At 38.8% G+C, this 20,484-nt stretch carries 21 protein-coding genes; 3 read left to right on the top strand and 18 right to left on the bottom strand.

What is annotated here, in order from left to right:
• Positions 1-21 precede the first annotated feature (21 nt).
• Genes rplN through rpsJ form a run of 12 tightly spaced genes read right to left on the bottom strand, consistent with a single transcriptional unit; the run spans position 22 to position 5,472 of the window.
• Positions 22-390 (bottom strand): 50S ribosomal protein L14, encoded by a 369-nt coding sequence (gene rplN, locus FFM71_RS04920; RefSeq protein ID WP_025084417.1) that lies wholly within the window; start codon positions 388-390, stop codon positions 22-24.
• Between the two features lie 29 nt (positions 391-419).
• Positions 420-695 carry a 30S ribosomal protein S17 gene (rpsQ, locus tag FFM71_RS04915; protein ID WP_041501339.1) on the bottom strand — a complete coding sequence of 92 codons (276 nt, stop codon included), beginning with the start codon at positions 693-695 and terminating at the stop codon, positions 420-422.
• Between the two features lie 22 nt (positions 696-717).
• The gene (gene rpmC, locus FFM71_RS04910; protein WP_010018524.1) at positions 718-912 is read right to left on the bottom strand and encodes a 50S ribosomal protein L29; all 195 of its coding nucleotides are present in this window, start codon (positions 910-912) and stop codon (positions 718-720) included.
• Entirely contained in the window at positions 902-1,333 is a 432-nt protein-coding gene (gene rplP / locus FFM71_RS04905) for a 50S ribosomal protein L16 (protein WP_137611068.1), read from the bottom strand. The genes rpmC and rplP overlap by 11 nt, the downstream gene beginning before the upstream one ends.
• Before the next feature lie 3 nt (positions 1,334-1,336).
• Positions 1,337-2,014, bottom strand: coding sequence for a 30S ribosomal protein S3 (gene rpsC, locus FFM71_RS04900; protein WP_137611067.1), 678 nt, complete (start codon positions 2,012-2,014; stop codon positions 1,337-1,339).
• Positions 2,015-2,031: 17 nt separating this feature from the next.
• Positions 2,032-2,385: a 50S ribosomal protein L22 gene (gene rplV / locus FFM71_RS04895; RefSeq protein WP_041501335.1), complete on the bottom strand. Its 354-nt coding sequence runs from the start codon at positions 2,383-2,385 to the stop codon at positions 2,032-2,034.
• Between the two features lie 17 nt (positions 2,386-2,402).
• Positions 2,403-2,684, bottom strand: a complete 282-nt coding sequence (gene rpsS / locus FFM71_RS04890; protein WP_041501334.1) for a 30S ribosomal protein S19 — start codon at positions 2,682-2,684, stop codon at positions 2,403-2,405.
• 34 nt (positions 2,685-2,718) lie between these two features.
• Entirely contained in the window at positions 2,719-3,552 is an 834-nt protein-coding gene (gene rplB, locus FFM71_RS04885; protein WP_137611066.1) for a 50S ribosomal protein L2, read from the bottom strand.
• A gap of 16 nt (positions 3,553-3,568) precedes the next feature.
• Positions 3,569-3,856 carry a 50S ribosomal protein L23 gene (rplW, locus tag FFM71_RS04880; protein ID WP_041501332.1) on the bottom strand — a complete coding sequence of 96 codons (288 nt, stop codon included), beginning with the start codon at positions 3,854-3,856 and terminating at the stop codon, positions 3,569-3,571.
• Positions 3,856-4,479, bottom strand: a complete 624-nt coding sequence (rplD, locus tag FFM71_RS04875) for a 50S ribosomal protein L4 (protein WP_137611065.1) — start codon at positions 4,477-4,479, stop codon at positions 3,856-3,858. The genes rplW and rplD overlap by 1 nt, the downstream gene beginning before the upstream one ends.
• 17 nt (positions 4,480-4,496) lie before the next feature.
• Complete coding sequence (gene rplC, locus FFM71_RS04870) at positions 4,497-5,132, bottom strand: 50S ribosomal protein L3 (RefSeq protein ID WP_137611064.1); 636 nt, start codon at positions 5,130-5,132, stop codon at positions 4,497-4,499.
• 31 nt (positions 5,133-5,163) lie between these two features.
• Complete coding sequence (rpsJ, locus tag FFM71_RS04865; protein WP_010018513.1) at positions 5,164-5,472, bottom strand: 30S ribosomal protein S10; 309 nt, start codon at positions 5,470-5,472, stop codon at positions 5,164-5,166.
• Positions 5,473-5,758: 286 nt separating this feature from the next.
• Between rpsJ and FFM71_RS04860 the strand changes: the two genes are divergently transcribed.
• Both FFM71_RS04860 and FFM71_RS04855 read left to right on the top strand, forming a co-directional pair.
• Positions 5,759-6,967: a CPBP family intramembrane glutamic endopeptidase gene (locus FFM71_RS04860; protein WP_137611063.1), complete on the top strand. Its 1,209-nt coding sequence runs from the start codon at positions 5,759-5,761 to the stop codon at positions 6,965-6,967.
• 43 nt (positions 6,968-7,010) lie between these two features.
• Positions 7,011-7,418: a GNAT family N-acetyltransferase gene (locus FFM71_RS04855; RefSeq protein ID WP_137611062.1), complete on the top strand. Its 408-nt coding sequence runs from the start codon at positions 7,011-7,013 to the stop codon at positions 7,416-7,418.
• Positions 7,419-7,502: 84 nt separating this feature from the next.
• On the opposite strand, the gene fusA is transcribed toward FFM71_RS04855, so the two are convergent.
• From fusA to rpsL, 3 genes are read right to left on the bottom strand one after another with little or no spacing between them, the layout of a single operon-like run.
• Complete coding sequence (gene fusA, locus FFM71_RS04850; protein ID WP_137611061.1) at positions 7,503-9,599, bottom strand: elongation factor G; 2,097 nt, start codon at positions 9,597-9,599, stop codon at positions 7,503-7,505.
• A 47-nt stretch (positions 9,600-9,646) separates the two neighbouring features.
• Positions 9,647-10,114, bottom strand: coding sequence for a 30S ribosomal protein S7 (gene rpsG, locus FFM71_RS04845; protein ID WP_102196878.1), 468 nt, complete (start codon positions 10,112-10,114; stop codon positions 9,647-9,649).
• A 46-nt stretch (positions 10,115-10,160) separates the two neighbouring features.
• The gene (rpsL, locus tag FFM71_RS04840) at positions 10,161-10,574 is read right to left on the bottom strand and encodes a 30S ribosomal protein S12 (protein WP_041501325.1); all 414 of its coding nucleotides are present in this window, start codon (positions 10,572-10,574) and stop codon (positions 10,161-10,163) included.
• 231 nt (positions 10,575-10,805) lie between these two features.
• On the opposite strand from rpsL, the gene FFM71_RS04835 reads away from it, so the two are divergent.
• Positions 10,806-11,471: a prepilin peptidase gene (locus tag FFM71_RS04835; RefSeq protein ID WP_171000474.1), complete on the top strand. Its 666-nt coding sequence runs from the start codon at positions 10,806-10,808 to the stop codon at positions 11,469-11,471.
• Here the strand turns inward: FFM71_RS04835 and FFM71_RS04830 are convergent.
• From FFM71_RS04830 to rpoB, 3 genes are all read right to left on the bottom strand, one after another.
• The gene (locus tag FFM71_RS04830) at positions 11,468-12,289 is read right to left on the bottom strand and encodes an alpha/beta hydrolase (protein WP_137611059.1); all 822 of its coding nucleotides are present in this window, start codon (positions 12,287-12,289) and stop codon (positions 11,468-11,470) included. The two genes, FFM71_RS04835 and FFM71_RS04830, sit on opposite strands and share 4 nt — an antisense overlap.
• Positions 12,290-13,009: 720 nt before the next feature.
• Positions 13,010-16,678, bottom strand: a complete 3,669-nt coding sequence (rpoC, locus tag FFM71_RS04825; RefSeq protein ID WP_137611058.1) for a DNA-directed RNA polymerase subunit beta' — start codon at positions 16,676-16,678, stop codon at positions 13,010-13,012.
• Positions 16,679-16,702: 24 nt separating this feature from the next.
• Complete coding sequence (rpoB, locus tag FFM71_RS04820; protein ID WP_137611057.1) at positions 16,703-20,311, bottom strand: DNA-directed RNA polymerase subunit beta; 3,609 nt, start codon at positions 20,309-20,311, stop codon at positions 16,703-16,705.
• Positions 20,312-20,484 lie beyond the last annotated feature (173 nt).

The following is a 20,484-nucleotide window of genomic DNA, read 5'->3' as shown; positions in this document are numbered from 1 at the left end:
TCCTGAATTTAATTGTTCTTTCTATAGCACTTCTGGTGCTAGGGATACGATCTTCATAAAATCGTTATCACGTAGTTCACGAGCAACGGGTCCGAAGATACGTGTTCCTCTTGGTGTTTTATCAGCATTAATAATAACTGCGGCGTTTTCGTCAAATCTGATGTAAGAACCATCTGTACGGTGAGCACCTGATACAGTTCTTACGATTACAGCTTTAACAACGTCACCCTTTTTAACAACGCCACCTGGTGTTGCTTGTTTAACAGTAGCAACAATAATATCACCGATATTAGCTGTCTTGCGGTTTGAACCACCAAGAACTTTAATTGTTAGAATTTCACGAGCTCCAGAATTATCTGCAACTTTTAGACGACTTTCTTGTTGAATCACGTTTAGGCCCTCCTCTCATCAGTTATAGTCTAGATTTTGACTGCTTTTTCGACGATTTCTAATAAACGGAAGCGCTTTGTCTTTGACAAAGGTCGAGTTTCCATGATACGTACAATATCTCCAACTTTTGCTTCGTTGTTATCGTCTTGAACGTAATATTTCTTAGAATATCTGACACGTTTTCCATAAACTGGATGTTGCTTTGTAGTTTCAACAACTACAACGATTGTTTGATCCATCTTATCTGAAACGACGCGTCCTTGATATACCTTACGACGGTTACGAGTTTCTTGTGTTTCGCTCAACTTGATGTCCCCTTCCTGTCTATTATTTTTCGTTATTCTTTTGGTTTTGAGCTGTTCTTAATCTTGCAATGTTCTTTCTTACAGCCTTTAAACGGGCTGTGTTTTCCAATTGACCAGTAGCCTGTTGGAAACGCAAGTTGAATAGTTCTTCTTTATATTCTTTAACTTTGTCTTGCAATTGAGCAGCAGTTAGCTCTTTGATTTCACTAGCCTTCATCAGCGCCACCTACTTCCTCACGTTTTACAAACTTAGTTCTTACAGGTAGTTTGTGTGATGCAAGTCTTAAAGCTTCACGAGCAACATCTTCAGTAACGCCACCGATTTCAAACAAAATCTTTTGACGTTTAACTGGAGCTACCCATCCAGCTGGAGCACCTTTACCATTACCCATACGAACACCTACACCTTTAGCAGTGTATGATTTATGAGGGAAGATTTTAATCCAAACCTTACCACCACGCTTCATGTAACGAGTCATAGCAACACGAGCTGCTTCAATTTGTCTGTTAGTGATCCAACTTGAGTCAAGTGCTCTCAAGCCATATTCACCAAATGTAACCTCTTTGCCACCTTTAGCTTCTCCGCGCATCTTTCCACGGAATTCACGACGGTGTTTTACACGTTTTGGTACTAGCATAGATTATTCTCCTTTCCCTTCATTTTTGGGTTCATTGTTATGTTGTGGCTTTGCAGGAAGAACTTCACCACGGTAAATCCAAGTTTTAACACCTAAATTACCATAAGTTGTCTTTGCTTCAACCCAAGCATAATCGATATCAGCACGCAATGTGTGCAAAGGAACAGTTCCTTCTGTATGCCATTCACGACGAGCCATATCGGCACCGTTTAAACGACCAGAAATTTGTACCTTGATACCTTTAGCACCGGCACGTCTTGAACGTTGAACTGCTTGACGTTGTGCACGTCTGAAAGCAATACGACCTTCAAGTTGACGAGCGATACTTTCACCAACAAGTTTTGCATCTAGATCAGGTTTCTTGATTTCGATGATGTTGATGTGAATACTTCTGTCAGTTAAATTATTTAATTCATTACGTAATTTTTCAACTTCAGAACCACCCTTACCGATAACCATACCAGGTTTAGCAGTATGAATTGAAACAGTAACGTTCTTTGCAGTACGTTCGATTTCGATTCTTGAGACAGAAGCATTTGAAAGTTTGTCTTCAATATACTTACGAATCTTAAGGTCTTCATGTAAAAATGTAGAAAAGTCTTTATTGTTTGCATACCATTTGGCATCCCAGTCACGGATAACGCCGACACGGAATCCGACTGGATTAATCTTTTGACCCACTCAAGTTACCTCCAATACTATTCTTTTTCACTTACAACTACTGTAATGTGACTTGTTCTCTTGTTAATTGGTGATGCTGAACCTTTAGCTCTAGGACGGAAACGTTTTAGAGTTGGTCCTTCGTCTACGAATGCTTCGCTAACGAATAAGTTTTGTGCATCTAAATCAAAGTTATGTTCTGCGTTTGCAATTGCTGACTTAAGAGCTTTAGCAATAATTGGAGAGCCTGCTCTAGGTGTGAATTGCAAAATTGCAAGTGCCTCAGCAGCTTGCTTGCCTCTGATAAGATCAATAACAAGGCGAGCTTTACGAGGTGCAATACGCACGTTAGTAACTTTAGCTGTTGCAGATGTAATTTCTTGTTCTGCCATCATTTAAGTCTCCCTTCTTATTTCTTAACTGTCTTCTTGTCATCTGTTGCGTGACCATGGAATGTACGTGTAGGTACGAATTCACCTAACTTGTGTCCAACCATATCTTCTTGGATATAAACTGGAACATGCTTACGTCCATCATGAACTGCGATTGTATATCCTACGAAACTAGGAAAAATTGTTGAACGTCTTGACCATGTTTTAATAACTGACTTCTTGTCAGAATCTGCTTGTGCATCGATCTTCTTTAGAAGGTGTGCATCAGCGAATGGTCCTTTTTTTAAACTACGACTCATCTTATGTCCTCCTTATATTATTCTAATAAATAGTCTACTTACCTTTTCTATGACGAACGATAAGCTTTTCAGATTTGGCATGAGTTGAACGAGTTTTCTTACCAAGTGTCTTCTTACCCCATGGTGACATAGGAGATGGATGACCGATAGGAGCTTTACCTTCACCACCACCGTGTGGGTGATCGTTAGGGTTCATAACTGATCCACGAACTGTAGGTCTAATACCTAACCAGCGCTTACGACCAGCTTTACCAATCTTAATAAGTTCATGTTGTTCATTACCGATTGAACCAATACTTGCACGGCAAGTTGAAAGAACCAAGCGAACTTCACCAGAAGGCAAACGTAGGATTGAATACTTTCCATCTCTACCTAACAATTGGATTGAAGTACCAGCAGAACGACCAATTTGACCACCCTTGCCAGGTTTCAATTCAACGTTATGGATTGTTGAACCAACAGGAATGTCAGAAAGTAGAAGTGCGTTACCTGGTTTGATATCTGCTTCTTTACCAGATTGAATAACTTGTCCTACTTCAAGACCTTTAGGAGCTAAGATGTATGATTTAACACCATCTGAATATTGAATAAGTGCAATATTAGCAGTACGGTTAGGATCATATTCGATTGACTTAACTGTAGCTTTTACATCATCTTTAATACGTTTGAAATCAATAACACGGTACTTTTGTTTGTGTCCACCACCACGGTGACGCACTGTAATATGACCGTATGAATTACGACCAGCAGTATGGCTTTGAGATTCTAGAAGTGTCTTTTCAGGAGTTGTCTTAGTGATCTCGGAAAAGTCAGAACCTGTCATATTACGACGACCGTTTGTGGTTGGTTTATACTTGATAATCGCCATTATTGGACCTCCTTATTTATTCTTCGTCAAAAATCTTAATTTCGTCTGAATCTGCTGTAAGAGTAACAATAGCCTTACGACGTTTTGCTGTAAAACCAACATAACGGCCTTGGCGCTTCTTCTTACCAGAAACATTCATGATATTTACTTGTTTAACCTTAACACCGAAAACTTCTTCAACGGCTTGTCTAACAAGAACCTTGTTAGCATCTAGGGCAACATCGAAAGTATATTTCTTGTCGCTCATAGCATCCATTGAGCTTTCAGTTACAACGGGGCGAATAATTACGTCTCTTGCGCTCATTATCCAAGCACCTCCTCAATCTTAGAAAGTGCTGCTTGTGTAACAATTAGCTTGTTAGCGTTAATAACGTCAAGTACGTTGACACCTTCTGGAGCAACAACTGTAACTTTATCAATGTTTCTTGCTGATAAAGCAACGTTGTCGTTACCATCTTCAAGAACTACAAGAGCTTTGTTGTCAGCACCTAATGTGTTTAGTAATTGTGCAAAAGCTTTTGTACTTGGTTTGTCGTATGAAATTGAGTCAATAACGATTACGTTACCGTCAGCAGCCTTTTGTGAAAGTACAGACTTCAATGCCAAACGGCTAACCTTCTTAGGAAGGTGATAAGCATAAGATCTTGGTGTAGGGCCGAATACGACACCACCACCTACCCATTGAGGTGATCTAATTGAACCTTGACGAGCACGTCCTGTACCCTTTTGACGCCATGGTTTTCTACCACCACCACGTACTTCAGAACGGTTCTTAACATCATGAGTACCTTGTCTCATTGATGCACGTTGCATAAGTACTGCATCTGTAACAACACTATTGTTTGGTTCGATACCAAAGATTGTGTCTTTTACTTCAACAGCACCGTTTTCAGCACCATTATCTTTGTAAGCTGTGATTTTTGTCATAACTCAGTTCCTCCTTCCTATTTTTGATTAGCTTTAATAGCTGTTTGAATTTTAACTAATGATTTGTTTGCACCGGGAACATTTCCCTTGATCATGATTGCATTACGTTCAGTATCAACTTTGATAACTTCAAGGTTTTGTGTAGTAACACGGTTGTTACCCATGACACCGGGAAGCATCTTACCTTTAAATACACGGTTGATGATGGCACCCATTGAACCAGCAATACGGTGATATCTAGAACCATGAGTTTCAGGACCACGAGCTTGTCCAAACATCTTGATGTTACCTTGCATTCCGTGTCCCTTTGTTGTTCCTGTAACGTCGACAATATCTCCAGAATTAAATGTATCAACTGTAACGTTGGCACCTAATTCATAGTCTCCCATTTCAACATTGCGAAATTCGCGAATGTAATGTTTAGGAGTTGTATTTGCCTTTTCTGCATGACCCTTGGCTGGTTTGTTTGATAGAACTTCGCGTCTATCTTCAAAACCTAGTTGAACGGCCTCATAACCATCATTTTCAACTGTTTTAAGTTGCATAACAACGTTTGGTGTTGCTTCAACAACTGTAACGGGAACAAGTTCTCCGTTGTCAGTGAAAATTTGAGTCATTCCGACTTTTTTACCAAGAATTCCTTTTCTGGCCATGTTTGCACCTCCAATAATTTATTTTTAATAATTATAATTTGATTTCAATGTCAACACCAGATGGTAGATCCAACTTCATAAGTGAATCTACGGTCTTCTTTGTTGGGTTAACAACGTCGATAAGTCTTTTATGTGTACGCATTTCGAATTGTTCTCTAGAATCCTTATGCTTATGTGGTGAAGCTAGCACTGTATATAGTGAGCGTTCTGTAGGCAATGGAATTGGACCTGAAATTTGAGCTCCAGTTCTCTTTGCTGTTTCCACAATTTTGTCAGCTGATTGATCTAGAATACGATGTTCATAAGCCTTCAAACGAATGCGAATCTTTTGACTTGCCATGGGGTTACCTCCTTTTTATCTCTTTCAAGATGACCGGCTCCGTGAAAATTTCCAACAGCCCTGCCGTGGCAAAGCGGCCGGGTGTGTCGCAACCTCTCACTTCTAAGCCGTCGATATTATTTTAATATCAATTTGGTACATACTTCTATATGAAATAAGCACTCTTATAATACTACACGATGAACTTCACATTTTCAAGGTAAAATCAAGCATTTTTAAAATTGTTTGCCGCTTTCTTAAAATGCAATTTTCAACTATACTCTAAAAGAAAACGTGGAGGTGTGATTTGAATAATAATCTCGAATTTAGTTATAATAACAGGTTTCCAACAAATAATAAAGATAAACTTTATTTTATTTTGTTTAAGACCCAAGTAATCTTAAATGCTCTCTTTATATTTAGCTACAGTGCCGCGACTAAAAACCTATATTTGTTTGGTCCCATCATTCTTAATTTGCTAGCTCTGTACATTAAACCTAATCCCGAAAAAATTCTAGAGCGGATTAATTTCATTTTTCAATTGTTCTTCCAAGTTTTTATCATTGCAGAATCATACTTCTACCTGATCAGTGTCACGATGCATCTATATAATTGGAACCTACCAAGTTCAATCGGACTGCTACTTGTTTCAATGCTCGTCATGTACATTCCATATACATTGGTATTCTATGGAAGAATCAGGAATAAGTTACTGCAGCTGCTAGTCGTCTTCTTTCTATTTGAAATAGTAGCTATGGGTGCTTCTAGCATTGTCACATATGGCACGATACTTTACTTCAATCCTTTTATTGGAGTAATAACTAATTCTGCCTTTCTTGGTGCGATAATATTTCTAGTCTTAACATTATTCATTATGCGTCGTTGGGGTTATGGTTTTCCAAAGATGCGTTTGTCAAAGTCTGCCAGTTTGAAGGTTATGGTTCCTCTATTAATAGTAAGTATCTGGTTTATCATGTGGAACGCTTTTGGCGGTGGCAACAGTTTGTTGAAATCCTTCTTCACATTTAGTTTTGCCGGGATCTCTTGGAAACCCCAATTTATCCTCAGTGGCTTGGAAGCCGGGATTGCTGAAGAGTTACTATTCAGATATGCATTTCTTACTATCTTATTAGTAGCCTTTAAAAATAATCGTTATAAAATCTTCTACGCTGCCGGAATTAGTAGTCTCTGCTTTGGCCTGATTCACTTAGGTAATGTGTCAGCGGGACAAAGCTTGGCTAATACTGTTAATCAAGCCATTTTTGCCTTTGGAATGGGACTATTGATGTGTGGCATCTATCTCTATACCGATTTATTTTATATACCGGTGATTTTTCACACCCTGCTTGATACATTAGTATTTAGCGTCTCAGGCGAATTGATGTCCGGCAAGGTAACAATCGTCGACAGCCTCTTAACCGTTTTTGAGACCGGGCTATTCGTTGCAGTAGCGATTCTATTACTTGTTGCTGTTTATAATAGAAGGAATGCGTCATTTAACTACAAAATTAATTAGGAAGATACTTATGGTGCTAGCACCATGTGTTGGAAGATATATAATGATAAATTACAAAGTGAACGCTCAAATAGACAAAAAGAATCTGGGTCAACTTTATTCTAGTGTCAGATGGTTTGCCTATACTAATGACCTAGATACGTTAGAAAAAGCTGTCGAGAATTCTTTATTAGTAATCACTGCATGGCACTCGGATCAATTAGTTGGTTTAATTCGAGTAGTCGGTGATGGGTATACGATATTATACATTCAAGATATCTTGGTTAAACCTGATTTTCAAAATAGAAATATTGGAACCAATTTAATGAATAAAATTTTGAATAAATATAAAGACGTTCGTCAAAAGGTATTATTGACAGAAGAAGCTCCGGACGTTAGAAATTTTTATGAAAAGTTCGGCTTTGTATCTGGTGATAAAGGAAGTATCGTTGCTTTTTACAGTGAGTCTTAATCATTCAATTATTAGCAGTTTATGTGAACGCAAAAAAAAGAGAAGATCAAATTGATCTTCTCTTTTTTGGTTTCATCCTAAAGACTAGTCTTCAGGGTTACCACCGTTTTTCTTAATAATTTCAGCTTGAATTGACTTAGGAACCTTTTCGTAGTGATCCATTGTCATTGTAAATGTACCACGACCTTGAGTTGCTGAACGAAGTGTTGTAGCGTAACCGAACATTTCTGCTAGCGGTACGAAAGAATTGATAAGTTGTGCATTACCACGAGCTTCCATTCCTTCAACACGTCCACGACGAGCAGTAACTTGTCCCATAACATCTCCAAGATATTCTTCTGGTGTAACAATTTCAACCTTCATAATAGGTTCAAGAATTACGGCACCAGCAGTCTTAGATGCGTTACGTAGTGACATTGAAGCGGCAATCTTGAAGGCAGCTTCTGATGAATCGACTTCGTGATATGAACCATCATATAACTTAGCCTTAACATCGATCAATGGATAACCGGCAAGAACACCATTTTCCATTGATTCCTTCAAACCTTGTTCAACTGATGGAATGTATTCACGTGGAACAACACCACCGACGATAGCGTCTTCGAATTCGAAGCCTTTACCCTCTTCATTAGGTGTAAATTCAACCCATACATCACCATATTGACCTTTACCACCAGATTGACGAACGAACTTACCTTGAGCACTTGTTTGTTGTGTAAATGTTTCACGGTAAGCAACTTGAGGTTCACCAACCTTACATGCAACGTTGAATTCACGTTTCATACGGTCGACCATGATATCCAAGTGTAATTCACCCATTCCGGCAATAAGTGTTTCACCAGTTTCAGGATTTGTTTCAGCTTGGAAAGTAGGATCTTCTTCAGAAAGTTTTTGGATAGCAATATCCATCTTATCTCTATCTTCCTTTGAATTAGGTTCGATAGAAACTTGAATAACTGGATCTGGAATATCCAATGATTCAAGAACCAATGGATCTGTTGGATCAGTCAAAGAATCACCAGTAGTAGTGTTCTTCAAACCAATAACAGCGGCGATATCACCTGAGAAAACTTCAGGGATTTCTTTACGGTGGTTAGAATGCATTTGTAACAAACGACCAACACGTTCACGCTTGTCTTTTGTTGAGTTCAAGACATAAGAACCTGATTCTAGTGAACCTCTATATACACGGATGTATGTTAGACGTCCAACGAATGGGTCAGTAGCAATCTTAAATGCTAGACCAGCAAATGGTTTGCTGTCATCAGCCATAAGTTCAACTTCTGAATCATCTTTAGGATCTGTAGCTTTATAAGGACGTACATCGAGTGGTGATGGTAGGTAATCAACAACCGCATCCATCAACATTTGAACACCCTTGTTCTTGAAGGCAGAACCTGCAAGAACTGGGAAGAACTTCAAATCGATTGTAGCTTTACGAATAGCTGCACGAATTTCATCGTTGCTGATTTCTTTACCATCAAGATATTTCTCCATGATATCGTCATCAACATCGGCAACAGCTTCAATCAACTCTGAACGTTTCTTTTCAGCTGCAGCACGGTATTCTTCAGGAACATCAACTGTATCCCACTTTGTACCTAATTCATCTTCATCATAAAGGTCGGCTTTCATTTCGATCAAGTCGATAACACCTTCGAATTTATCTTCGGCACCAATTGGCATTTGAACAGCATGCGCATTAGCTTGAAGTCTTTCGTGAAGTGTACCAACTGAATAATCGAAATCAGCACCAATCTTGTCCATCTTGTTAACAAAGACAATACGTGGAACGCCATATGTTGAAGCTTGACGCCAAACATTTTCAGTTTGTGGTTCAACACCAGATTGAGCATCAAGAACCGTGATAGCACCATCTAGCACACGGAGTGAACGTTCAACTTCGATTGTGAAGTCAACGTGTCCTGGTGTATCGATGATATTAATACGATTACCTTTCCATTCAGCAGTTGTAGCAGCTGATGTAATAGTAATACCACGTTCTTGTTCTTGAGCCATCCAGTCCATTTGTGAAGCACCATCATGTGTTTCACCAATTTTATGAATTTTACCAGTATAGTACAAGATACGTTCAGTGGTTGTAGTTTTACCGGCATCGATATGAGCCATGATACCAATATTTCTGGTTTTTTCTAGTGCAAATTCACGTTTATTAGCCATGAAAAATTGTTTCTCCTCTCAATTTAACTAGTTTTAAAAACTAGATTCTACCAGCGATAGTGAGCGAATGCACGGTTAGCATCGGCCATCTTATGTGTATCTTCACGTTTCTTAACAGCAGCACCAGTATTGTTAGCTGCATCCATAATTTCATTTGCAAGACGTTGGTCCATTGTGTGTTCGCCACGTAGACGAGCATAACTTGTGATCCAACGAAGTCCTAAAGTAGTACGACGGTCAGGACGAACTTCGATAGGAATTTGATAGTTAGAACCACCGATACGGCGAGCCTTAACTTCAAGTACAGGCATAACATTGTTCATTGCTTCTTCAAACACGTCCAATGGTTCGTTACCTGTCTTATCCTTAATAATATCGAATGCACGATATAAAATTGTTGAAGCTGTACCTCTTTTACCATCATACATCAAATGGTTGATCAAACGAGTTACTAGCTTTGAGTTGTACATTGGATCTGGCAAAACATCGCGTTTTGGAGCTCTACCTTTACGCATATTAAATTCCTCCGTTATTACATTATTTCAAAATAATTAATTTATGTTATTTCTTAGGTCTCTTAGCACCATATTTTGAACGGCTTTGCATACGGCCATCAACACCGGCAGTATCTAAGGCACCACGGACAACGTGATAACGAACACCAGGTAGATCCTTTACACGTCCACCACGGACAAGAACAACACTATGCTCTTGTAGGTTATGGCCAATACCAGGGATATAAGCTGTTACTTCAATAAGGTTTGATAATCTAACACGGGCATACTTACGTAGGGCAGAGTTAGGTTTCTTAGGTGTCATTGTTCCGACACGAGTTGCAACACCACGTTTTTGTGGTGCAGGGTTCTTTGTGGCAACTTTCTTCATACTATTGTAGCCGTAGTTCAATGCAGGTGCATCGGACTTAGAAGTTTGTGACTTACGGCCTTTGCGAACTAATTGATTAATTGTAGGCATTCAAAGTTCCTCCTAAAAATTTTAAGTACACACATCCAGGTGGTTCATAATTTTGTAAAATAATAAACCACATGAGTGGCGTACGTTATGAGCTTTATATTTAATAAACAAACTAATATTGCTGCCAATAAAAGCACGTCTACTAGAATACCATCTTAAAAAAGCCATGTCAATGCAACATTTTTAAAAAGTTATCCACAAGTCCCCGTAATTTCTACTGAGGTGATTAAATTGAAATACTTTCTATACTTTATCATTTTCATACTAGGAGCTTGCATTATCTCCTTTCTAAAAGTAATTGCACATGATTATCCGCAAATCGACGTCAAACGTCGCTCACATTGTGACTACTGCGGTAGGATCTTACGATGGTTCGAAATCATCCCTATAGCGGGCTATTTCATAACTAATGGTAAGTGCTTGAGCTGTAAAAATCAAATTGATTTTTGGAATCCTTTCTGGGAATTTATTGGCGGCATAATATTCCTGAGCATGATTCATTTTGGGGACTTAATTTACCTACCATTATTCATTGGCTTAGTAATTTTAGCATTCACCGATGCGTACTACGGTTATGTTTACCCTATAACTTATCTCATAATAGTACCTACACTATTTTTCACACCATTACATATTCTAAATGCTCTTCTGACCTACTTTGCCCTCTTATTGATCAGCCGAAAATATCCCTTTGGTTTAGGAGACATCGAAATTCTAGCAATTCTAAGTCTGATATTAGGCTTGAAGATGGCGCTTTGGATTCTAATGATTGCTTGCCTATTTTGTATCATCAGTTTCTTATTCAACCAAAAAAGATCATTCAGATTTATCCCATACATTGCGATTGCAACAGGTTTCATCTACATGATCTTATCTTTTAACATACTTACAATTTAACGATTAGGTATAATCTCCCGCAACTTGAGCCAGTTAACGCATAATTCCCACCATTTTGTATCATAAGCGTTCAAATTAGCTTCATTACCAGGATTTTGAGTCACATAGTTAGCCAGAGACAATCCATGTGCTCCAGAGCCAAAGAGGTGCATTTCGTAAGGAATTCCCAGCATATCCATTTTTTGAGCATACAAAATCGAATTCATTACTGGCACACTTGCATCAGTCACCGTCTGCCAAATAAACGTTGGTCTACCATGACTAGTTAAATGTTCTTGAGCCTGCCAATAATAAATATCAGGAGCAATCTTCATCGCCCAATCTTCATCTTTAGGCCAACCAATAGTCATATCAATTACCGGATAGCAGAGAATGTCGACAGCTGGAATAACAGTTAGTTCATCAGAAAAGACCTTCTCTTTTTGATCCGGATCCAAAACAATCGAGTTAAAGTCAGCTACAACGTGACTTCCGGCCGAAAAACCAACTAAGACGACTTTGCTCAAATCAATATGATGTGTATCTTCTTGAGATTTCAACCAATTCAAAGTCGTAGCCAATTCTTGCAATGCTAATGGATAAACACTGTGTTCATCATCAACCAATTGATAGTCCAAAACAAGGGCATGCATACCCAATGAATTAAAGTTAAAAGCAATTGGTTGAGCTTCACGGTCAGTTAAAAATTTGAAGGCCCCACCTGGACAAATTATAGCCAAAGGACGTTTATTTGGCGTTCCAAAGTCAGCGATTGGATCAACCCAGTAAGTATCCAAGTTAAATTTAGTATCTTGATAAGCTAATTCTTGTTTTTGCAAAATCTTGACCTCCAAAATTATTGAACATTTTTTGTTTGTGCCGTCTCCAGAGCTGAGAATATTCACCTGCTATGCAGACCGGCACGAGCCTGGGAAGCGGTCTCGAATCTCGGTTGAAGCCTTACCAAAAAACGGTAAGTCTACAAACACGCCCGGTGGTGTAAGGGCTGAAGCTCTAACACCACTTCCACTGCCCACAAATATCTCTCGACTCTTCCGACTAGTTTTTTGCGGCTTTTTCTTTAATAAATGGAAATATATTGGTAACGGATTGCACCAGTGATATCTCAATAATATTCCTTTATTTCTATGCTAAAGGTTGAAAGATGAAAAACTAATATAACCATTATTGTTACAGGCATAGAACAAATTTATTTAAGTAAGCAGAAGTCTTCCTTTTATTTGTTCCTGCCATGAAAAAATAAACTAGTTGGAAGAACTGAGAGTATTCATTTACCGCGAAAGTGGCGTTATTGCTTCAGCAATTACACCACCGGGCGTGTTGAAGACTCGCGGGTTTTGCGAGGCTTCAACCGAGGTTCGAGACCGTTCTTTGGCTCGGGCCGTTCCGCGCAGTAATTGAATACTCTCAGCTCTGGAAACGGCATACTTACCTAAATAGTTTCTATTAACACTCATCACACCAAATCCGTGGCTAGCATATCACAATTACCATATCATTATACAAAAAAAGACGGCCCGAGGGTCGTCTTTTATTGATTAACGTTTTTCTGTTTTAGCTGCATCTTCAGCTTTCATTTGAGCTTCGATGTCAGAAATTGTGTAGGCACCATTTAATGAGTTATCTGCCATAGGACCAACTTTCTTTGGTTCCATGTGGTTGTACTTAGCCATACCAGTACCGGCAGGGATAAGTTTACCAATAATAACATTTTCCTTAAGTCCAAGAAGTGGATCATTCTTACCACGAATTGAAGCATCAGTAAGAACTCTTGTTGTTTCCTGGAAGGAAGCGGCTGACAAGAAACTGTTTGTTTCAAGAGAAGCCTTAGTGATACCAAGAAGAACTGGACGTCCAGTAGCTGGAATACCACCATTAAATAATGTTTCACGGTTATGATCAGTAAATTGAGCAATATCCATCAGTTGACCAGGCAAGACATCTGTATCACCAGGATCAAGAATACGAATCTTTCTGAGCATTTGTCTAACCATAACCTCAAAGTGCTTATCAGAGATATCAACACCCTGCATACGGTAAACTTTTTGAACTTCAGCAAGCAAGTAGTTTTCTGTATGTAGAACGTTTGTAACTTTGATCAATTCCTTAGGATCGATTGAACCTTGTGTCAACTTACCACCACGTTTAACGTGATCACCTTCGGCAACCGCAACGCTTGATGTATAAGGAACACTATAAGATCTAGAATCAATGTCACCTTCGACAGTAATTTCCTTAGTATGTTCTGCTTGATTTTCATCGATTGAAGTAATGATACCGTCAACTTCTGAAATGATAGCAAGACCTTTAGGGTTTCTAGCTTCAACGATTTCTTGAACACGAGGAAGTCCTTGTGTAATATCGTCACCACCAGCAACACCACCGGTATGGAAGTTTCTCATTGTCAATTGTGTACCTGGTTCACCGATTGATTGAGCAGCAACAGTACCAACTGCTTCACCAATTTCAACTTCTTCACCAGTAGCAAGGTTACGACCGTAACACTTCTTACATACACCATGCTTTGTATCACATGTGAATGCTGAACGAATTGTAACGTGTGTAACGCCGGCATCAACAATCTTTTGTGAGATAGTTTCATCCATCATGACACCACGAGGTACGATAACTTCGCCAGTCTCAGGATTCTTAACTGCCTTTTGTGTATAACGACCAACAAGTCTGTCATACAATGGTTCGATCATGTCTGTACCTTCCATAATTGAACTTACAACAAGTCCACGGTCAGTACCACAATCTTCTTCACGAACAATAACATCTTGAGCAACATCAACCAAACGACGAGTCAAGTAACCAGAGTTGGCTGTCTTCAAGGCTGTATCGGTCATACCTTTACGGGCACCGTGGGTTGACATGAACATTTCCATAACAGATAGGCCTTCACGGAAGTTAGAAATAACAGGGATTTCCATCATACCACCATTAGGAGCGGCCATAAGTCCACGCATACCAGCAAGTTGTGTAAAGTTTGAGATGTTACCACGGGCACCAGAATCAGACATCAAGTTAATAGGGTTTGTAGGATCGAAGGAATCGATCAATCTTTGTTGAATATCATCCTTAGTATCATTCCAAACACTAATAACACGATCATGTCGTTCTGAGTCAGTGATTAGTCCACGACGGAATTGCTTAGAAATTGCAGCAACTTGTTTGTGGGCCTTTTCAATAATTTCAGGTTTTTCAGTCAAATTAGGAACATCAGTAACACCAACTGTTAAACCAGAAAGTGTACAAATTGTGTAACCTAATTCTTTCATGTCATCAAGCAATGATGATGTTCTTTGAACACGGTAAACTTTGAAGACTTGAGCAATGATATCTGAAAGATAACCACTCTTCAATGGGTCAGTCAAATCCATTTCGTCAAGACGTTGATTAATATCCTCACCTTTACCAAGGAAGTATTTATCAGGAACACCATGCATCAAATTGTCATCAGTTGGTTCATTCAAGTAAGGGAAATCTTCAGGAAGAATTTCGTTAAAGATAACCTTACCAACAGAAGTAATCATAATCTTGCTTATTTGATCATCCTTGAATGGCTTGTTAGGCATTGAATCAACAGCGATACCAATTCTTGTGTGATAGTGAATATCACCGTTCAATAAGGCTGTTTGAACTTCATTAGAATCCTTGAAGATCTTACCTTCACCAGTCATATGTCTTGTTTCAATTGTTAGATAGTAGTTACCCAAAACAACATCCTGTGAAGGAGTAACGATAGGCTTACCATCTTTAGGAGCAAGGATATGGTGGGCAGCAAGCATCAACATACGTGCTTCAGCTTGAGCTTCGTCTGATAGTGGCACATGGATAGCCATTTGATCACCATCAAAATCGGCATTGTAAGCTTCACAAGCAAGTGGGTGCAAACGCATTGACTTACCATCAACCAAAACAGGTTCAAAAGCTTGAATACCAAGTCTGTGAAGTGTAGGGGCACGGTTAAGCAATACTGGACGTTCTTTGATAACGTCTTCTAGAACATCCCAAATGTCATCATCTTGACGATCAATTTTTCTTCTAGCGTTTTTAACGTTAGAAGCAATTTCACGTTTAACAAGTTCATGCATAACGAATGGTTTGAACAATTCCAAAGCCATTTCACGTGGAAGTCCACATTGATAGAACTTCAATGTAGGTCCAACATCAATAACTGAACGTCCTGAATAATCAACACGCTTACCAAGTAAGTTTTGACGGAAACGTCCTTGCTTACCTTTAAGCATGTGAGAAAGTGACTTCAATGGACGGTTACCAGGTCCTGTAACAGGACGGCCACGACGACCATTATCGATCAAAGCATCAACAGCTTCTTGCAACATTCTCTTTTCATTTTGAACAATGATGTTAGGAGCATTTAAGTCCAACAATCTCTTCAAACGGTTGTTACGGTTAATTACTCGACGGTACAAATCGTTCAAATCAGAAGTAGCGAAACGGCCACCTTCAAGTTGAACCATAGGACGTAAGTCAGGTGGGATAACGGGAATAGCTTCCATGATCATCCATTCTGGCTTGTTACCTGATTTTTGGAAAGCACTTAAAATATCCAAACGTCTGATGGCACGTGTACGTTTTTGACCTTGAGCACTCTTTAAAGTCTCGCGAAGTTCTTTAACTTCTGTCACCATATCAACTTGGCTAAGTAAATCACGAATACCTTCGGCACCCATCTTAGCAACGAATTTGTTACCAAATTCTTCACGTTTCTTACGATATTCAGTTTCAGTTAAAAGTTGCTTCTTTTCTAGATCTGTTTCGCCTGGATCGATAACTACGTATGATGCAAAGTAGATAATTTCTTCCAAGTTTCTTGGACTCATGTCCAAAACAAGTCCCATACGTGATGGGATACCTTTAAAGTACCAGATATGTGAGACTGGTGCAGCTAGTTCGATATGAGCCATACGTTCACGACGAACCTTTGAACGTGTAACTTCAACACCACAGCGGTCACAGACAATACCCTTATAACGGATACGTTTGTATTTACCACAGGCACATTCCCAGTCTTTAGTTGGTCCGAAAATTCTTTCATCGAATAGACCATCTTTTTCTGGTTTCAAAGTACGGTAGTTGATAGTTTCTGGTTTCTTAACTTCTCCATAAGACCAACTACGAATCTTGTCCGGAGATGCTAAACCAATTTGCATACTTTCGAATTTATTAACGTCTATCAAAAGGTAACCTCCCTAAAGTTTTGACTAGTTTTCTGATTTTGTACTAGTTGATTCAGCTGAATCTTTTGAGGCTTCAAGCTTCTTAGCTTCCTCTTCAGCACGTTTTTGTTCTTGTTGTTTAGCAAACTTAGATAGAGCGTCGATACTTACAGCATCTTCGTCATCGTCCATATCTCTAAGTTCGATTTCCTTCTTGTGTGAATCGAGAACTTTCATGTCTAGTCCTAGAGCTTGTAATTCTTTGACAAGAACACGGAATGATTCAGGAACACCAGGCTTAGGAATACTTTCACCCTTAACAATAGCTTCATAAGTCTTAACACGTCCAACAACATCATCAGACTTGTATGTCAAAATTTCTTGAAGTGTATAAGCGGCACCGTAAGCTTCAAGAGCCCAAACTTCCATTTCACCAAATCTCTGACCACCAAATTGTGCTTTACCACCAAGTGGTTGTTGAGTAACTAGTGAGTAAGGTCCGATTGAACGAGCATGAATCTTATCATCAACCATGTGAGCTAGTTTCAAGTAGTACATGACACCAACAGAAACACGGTTCTTAAATGGTTCACCAGTACGTCCATCATAAAGAATTGATTTACCATCAGAATCCATATCAGCTTCTTTAACAATGTCCCATAATTCATCATCACTAACACCATCAAAAACAGGTGTTGCAACATGGATACCAAGTTTTCTAGCAGCCATACCTAAGTGAAGATCAAGAACTTGTCCGATATTCATACGTGATGGAACACCCATTGGGTTCAATAGGATATCTACTGGAGTACCATCTGGCATGTAAGGCATATCTTCTTCAGGTACAACAATTGAAACAGTACCCTTGTTACCATGACGTCCAGACATCTTGTCACCAACTTGAATCTTACGCTTTTGAGCAATGTAAACACGAACTAACATGTTAACACCAGGATCAAGTTCGTCACCGGCTTCACGAGTGAAGACCTTAACATCTTGGATAATACCGCCACCACCATGTGGTACACGAAGTGAAGTATCACGGACTTCACGAGCTTTTTCACCAAAGATAGCATGTAGCAATCTTTCTTCGGCTGATAATTCTGTAACACCCTTAGGTGTAACCTTACCAACTAAGATATCGCCATCACGAACTTCAGCACCAATACGGATAATTCCGAATTCGTCAAGATCCTTCAATGAATCTTCACCAACGTTAGGAATTTCACGTGTGATTTCTTCAGGTCCAAGTTTTGTATCACGTGCTTCTGATTCGTACTCTTCAATATGAATTGAAGTATAAGCATCTTCACGCACTAATTTTTCTGAAAGTACAATCGCATCTTCGTAGTTGTACATGTTCCATGTCATAAAGGCAATCAATGGGTTTTGACCAAGAGCTAATTCACCGTTTTCCATTGCTGGACCATCGGCAATAATATCACCCTTCTTAATAACCTCATCTTTGTGGACAATAGGTCTTTGGTTGTAACTCTTACCATTATTTGAACGACGGAACTTAGTTACTTTATATTCATCAGTTGTGCCATCTTCGTCACGTTTGATAGTAACTTTCTTAGCATCAACATAATCAACGATACCAGCATGTTCAGCTAACAAAGCAGCACCAGAATCATGGGCAGCAATATATTCCATACCAGTACCAACGATTGGAGCATGTGGATTGATCAAAGGAACAGCTTGACGTTGCATGTTAGCACCCATCAAGGCACGGTTTGAATCATCATTTTCCAAGAAAGGAATACATGCAGTAGCTACAGAAACTACTTGTTTAGGTGAAACATCCATGTAATCGACTTTTTCTGGAGTTGTTTCAATATTGTCATCCTTGTGACGAGCCAAAATTGAATCATCAGTAAATGAACCATCATCATCCAATGGTGTATTTGCTTGAGCAACAACATAGTTATCTTCTTCATCAGCAGTCAAATAATCGATCTTATCAGTTACTTTATGTGTATCCCATGAAACACGACGATATGGTGTTTCGATGAAACCATACTTGTTGATGATAGCGTATGAGGCCAAGTTATTGATAAGTCCGATATTAGGTCCTTCGGGAGTTTCAATAGGACACATACGACCATAGTGAGTATAGTGAACATCACGAACTTCATATCCGGCACGATCACGAGTCAAACCACCAGGTCCAAGGGCTGATAGACGACGCTTATGCTCTAGTTCTCCAAGTGGATTAGTTTGATCCATGAATTGTGACAATTGTGATGAACCAAAGAATTCCTTAATTGAAGCAACAACGGGTCTAATATTGATCAATTGTTGAGGTGTAACAGTTGCTGAGTCTTGAATTGACATTCTTTCACGTACAACACGTTCCATACGTGATAGACCAATACGGAATTGGTTTTGTAGCAATTCACCAACTGAACGAATACGACGGTTACCCAAGTGATCAATATCATCAGTTGTACCAATACCTTCTTTAAGGTTCAAGAAGTAGTTGATACCAGCCAAAATATCAGCGGGTGTAATTGTACGGTTAGTTGCTGGAATGTGACCATTACCAATTATGTTAACAACTTTTTCATTATCATTTTCTGAGTAAACTTTGATAATTTGGACAGTAATAGGATCTGTCAAAACACCTTCGTCAGAAGGATTCAATGTAACAGTCTTAAAGTCTTCACGATCAAGATATGTACTCAAAGTTTGCATAGCTTCACGATCAAGCAATGTATCCTTAGCTAAGACAACTTCACCAGTGTCTGGATCAGCAAGTGTTTCAGCCAAAGTTTTATTTAAAAGTCTTGTCTTAAGGTTTAACTTCTTATTGATCTTATAACGACCAACTGGAGCTAAATCATAACGACGTGGGTCAAAGAATCTAGCATATAGCAATGAACGAGAACTATCTGCAGTCTTTGGTTCACCAGGACGAAGTCTTTCATAAACGTCTTTCAAGGCTTCTTCGACACGTGAATCGCTAGTATCCTTATGAACATCTTTTTCCATAGTAAGGTTCAAAGTATCGTTATCACCGAAAATATCAAGAATTTCTGAATCTTCACCAAAACCTAAGGCTCTAACTAACTCAGAAATAGGCAATTTTCTAGTTCTATCGATTCTTACATAACCAAGACCTTTAGCATCTGTTTCATATTCCAACCAAGCACCACGGTTAGGGATAACAGTTGTACCAAAGTTTACACGGCCATTTTTATCAGTATCTTGATTGTAATAAATACCAGGTGAACGTACTAATTGAGAAACAATAACACGTTCAGCACCGTTGATGATGAAAGTTCCTTCATCAGTCATGATAGGGAAATCACCGAAGAAAACATCTTGGGTTTTGATTTCACCAGTTTCATGATTAGTCAATTTCAAAGTTACATGTAATGGTGCTGAGAAGTTAGCATCATGTGCTCTAGCTTCTTCAACAGTATATTTTGGTTCTAGTAACTTGTAATCAACGTATTCCAAAGAAAGATTTCCCGCAAAATCGTCAATTGGCATTATGTCGTCAAACATATCTTTAAGTCCTTCATCTAAGAACCACTTATAAGAATTTGTTTGAATGTCAATTAAATTTGGCAGTGGAAGAACTTCCTTGATCTTTGCATAACTACGACGAACACGGTGTGCACCATAATTAACGTTATGATAAGTCAAATTTTTCACCTCAACATTTAATTTGTCCAAATCGCAATCAAATCTGAATATTACAGTTTGATTACATTTTGCATGAAAGCGGTTTTTTAAACCATTTTTAGGCAAAAAAAAACCAAAAATAGAATCAAATATCTATTTTTGTGTTTTTTATTTAGCATAACCACGGACAATAG

Origin of the sequence: Companilactobacillus huachuanensis (assembly GCF_005404815.1) — a bacterium.
Lineage (GTDB): Bacteria > Bacillota > Bacilli > Lactobacillales > Lactobacillaceae > Companilactobacillus > Companilactobacillus huachuanensis.
The sequence above is the reverse complement of the archived record's forward strand: the minus strand, read 5'-3'. Positions and strand labels throughout refer to the sequence as shown.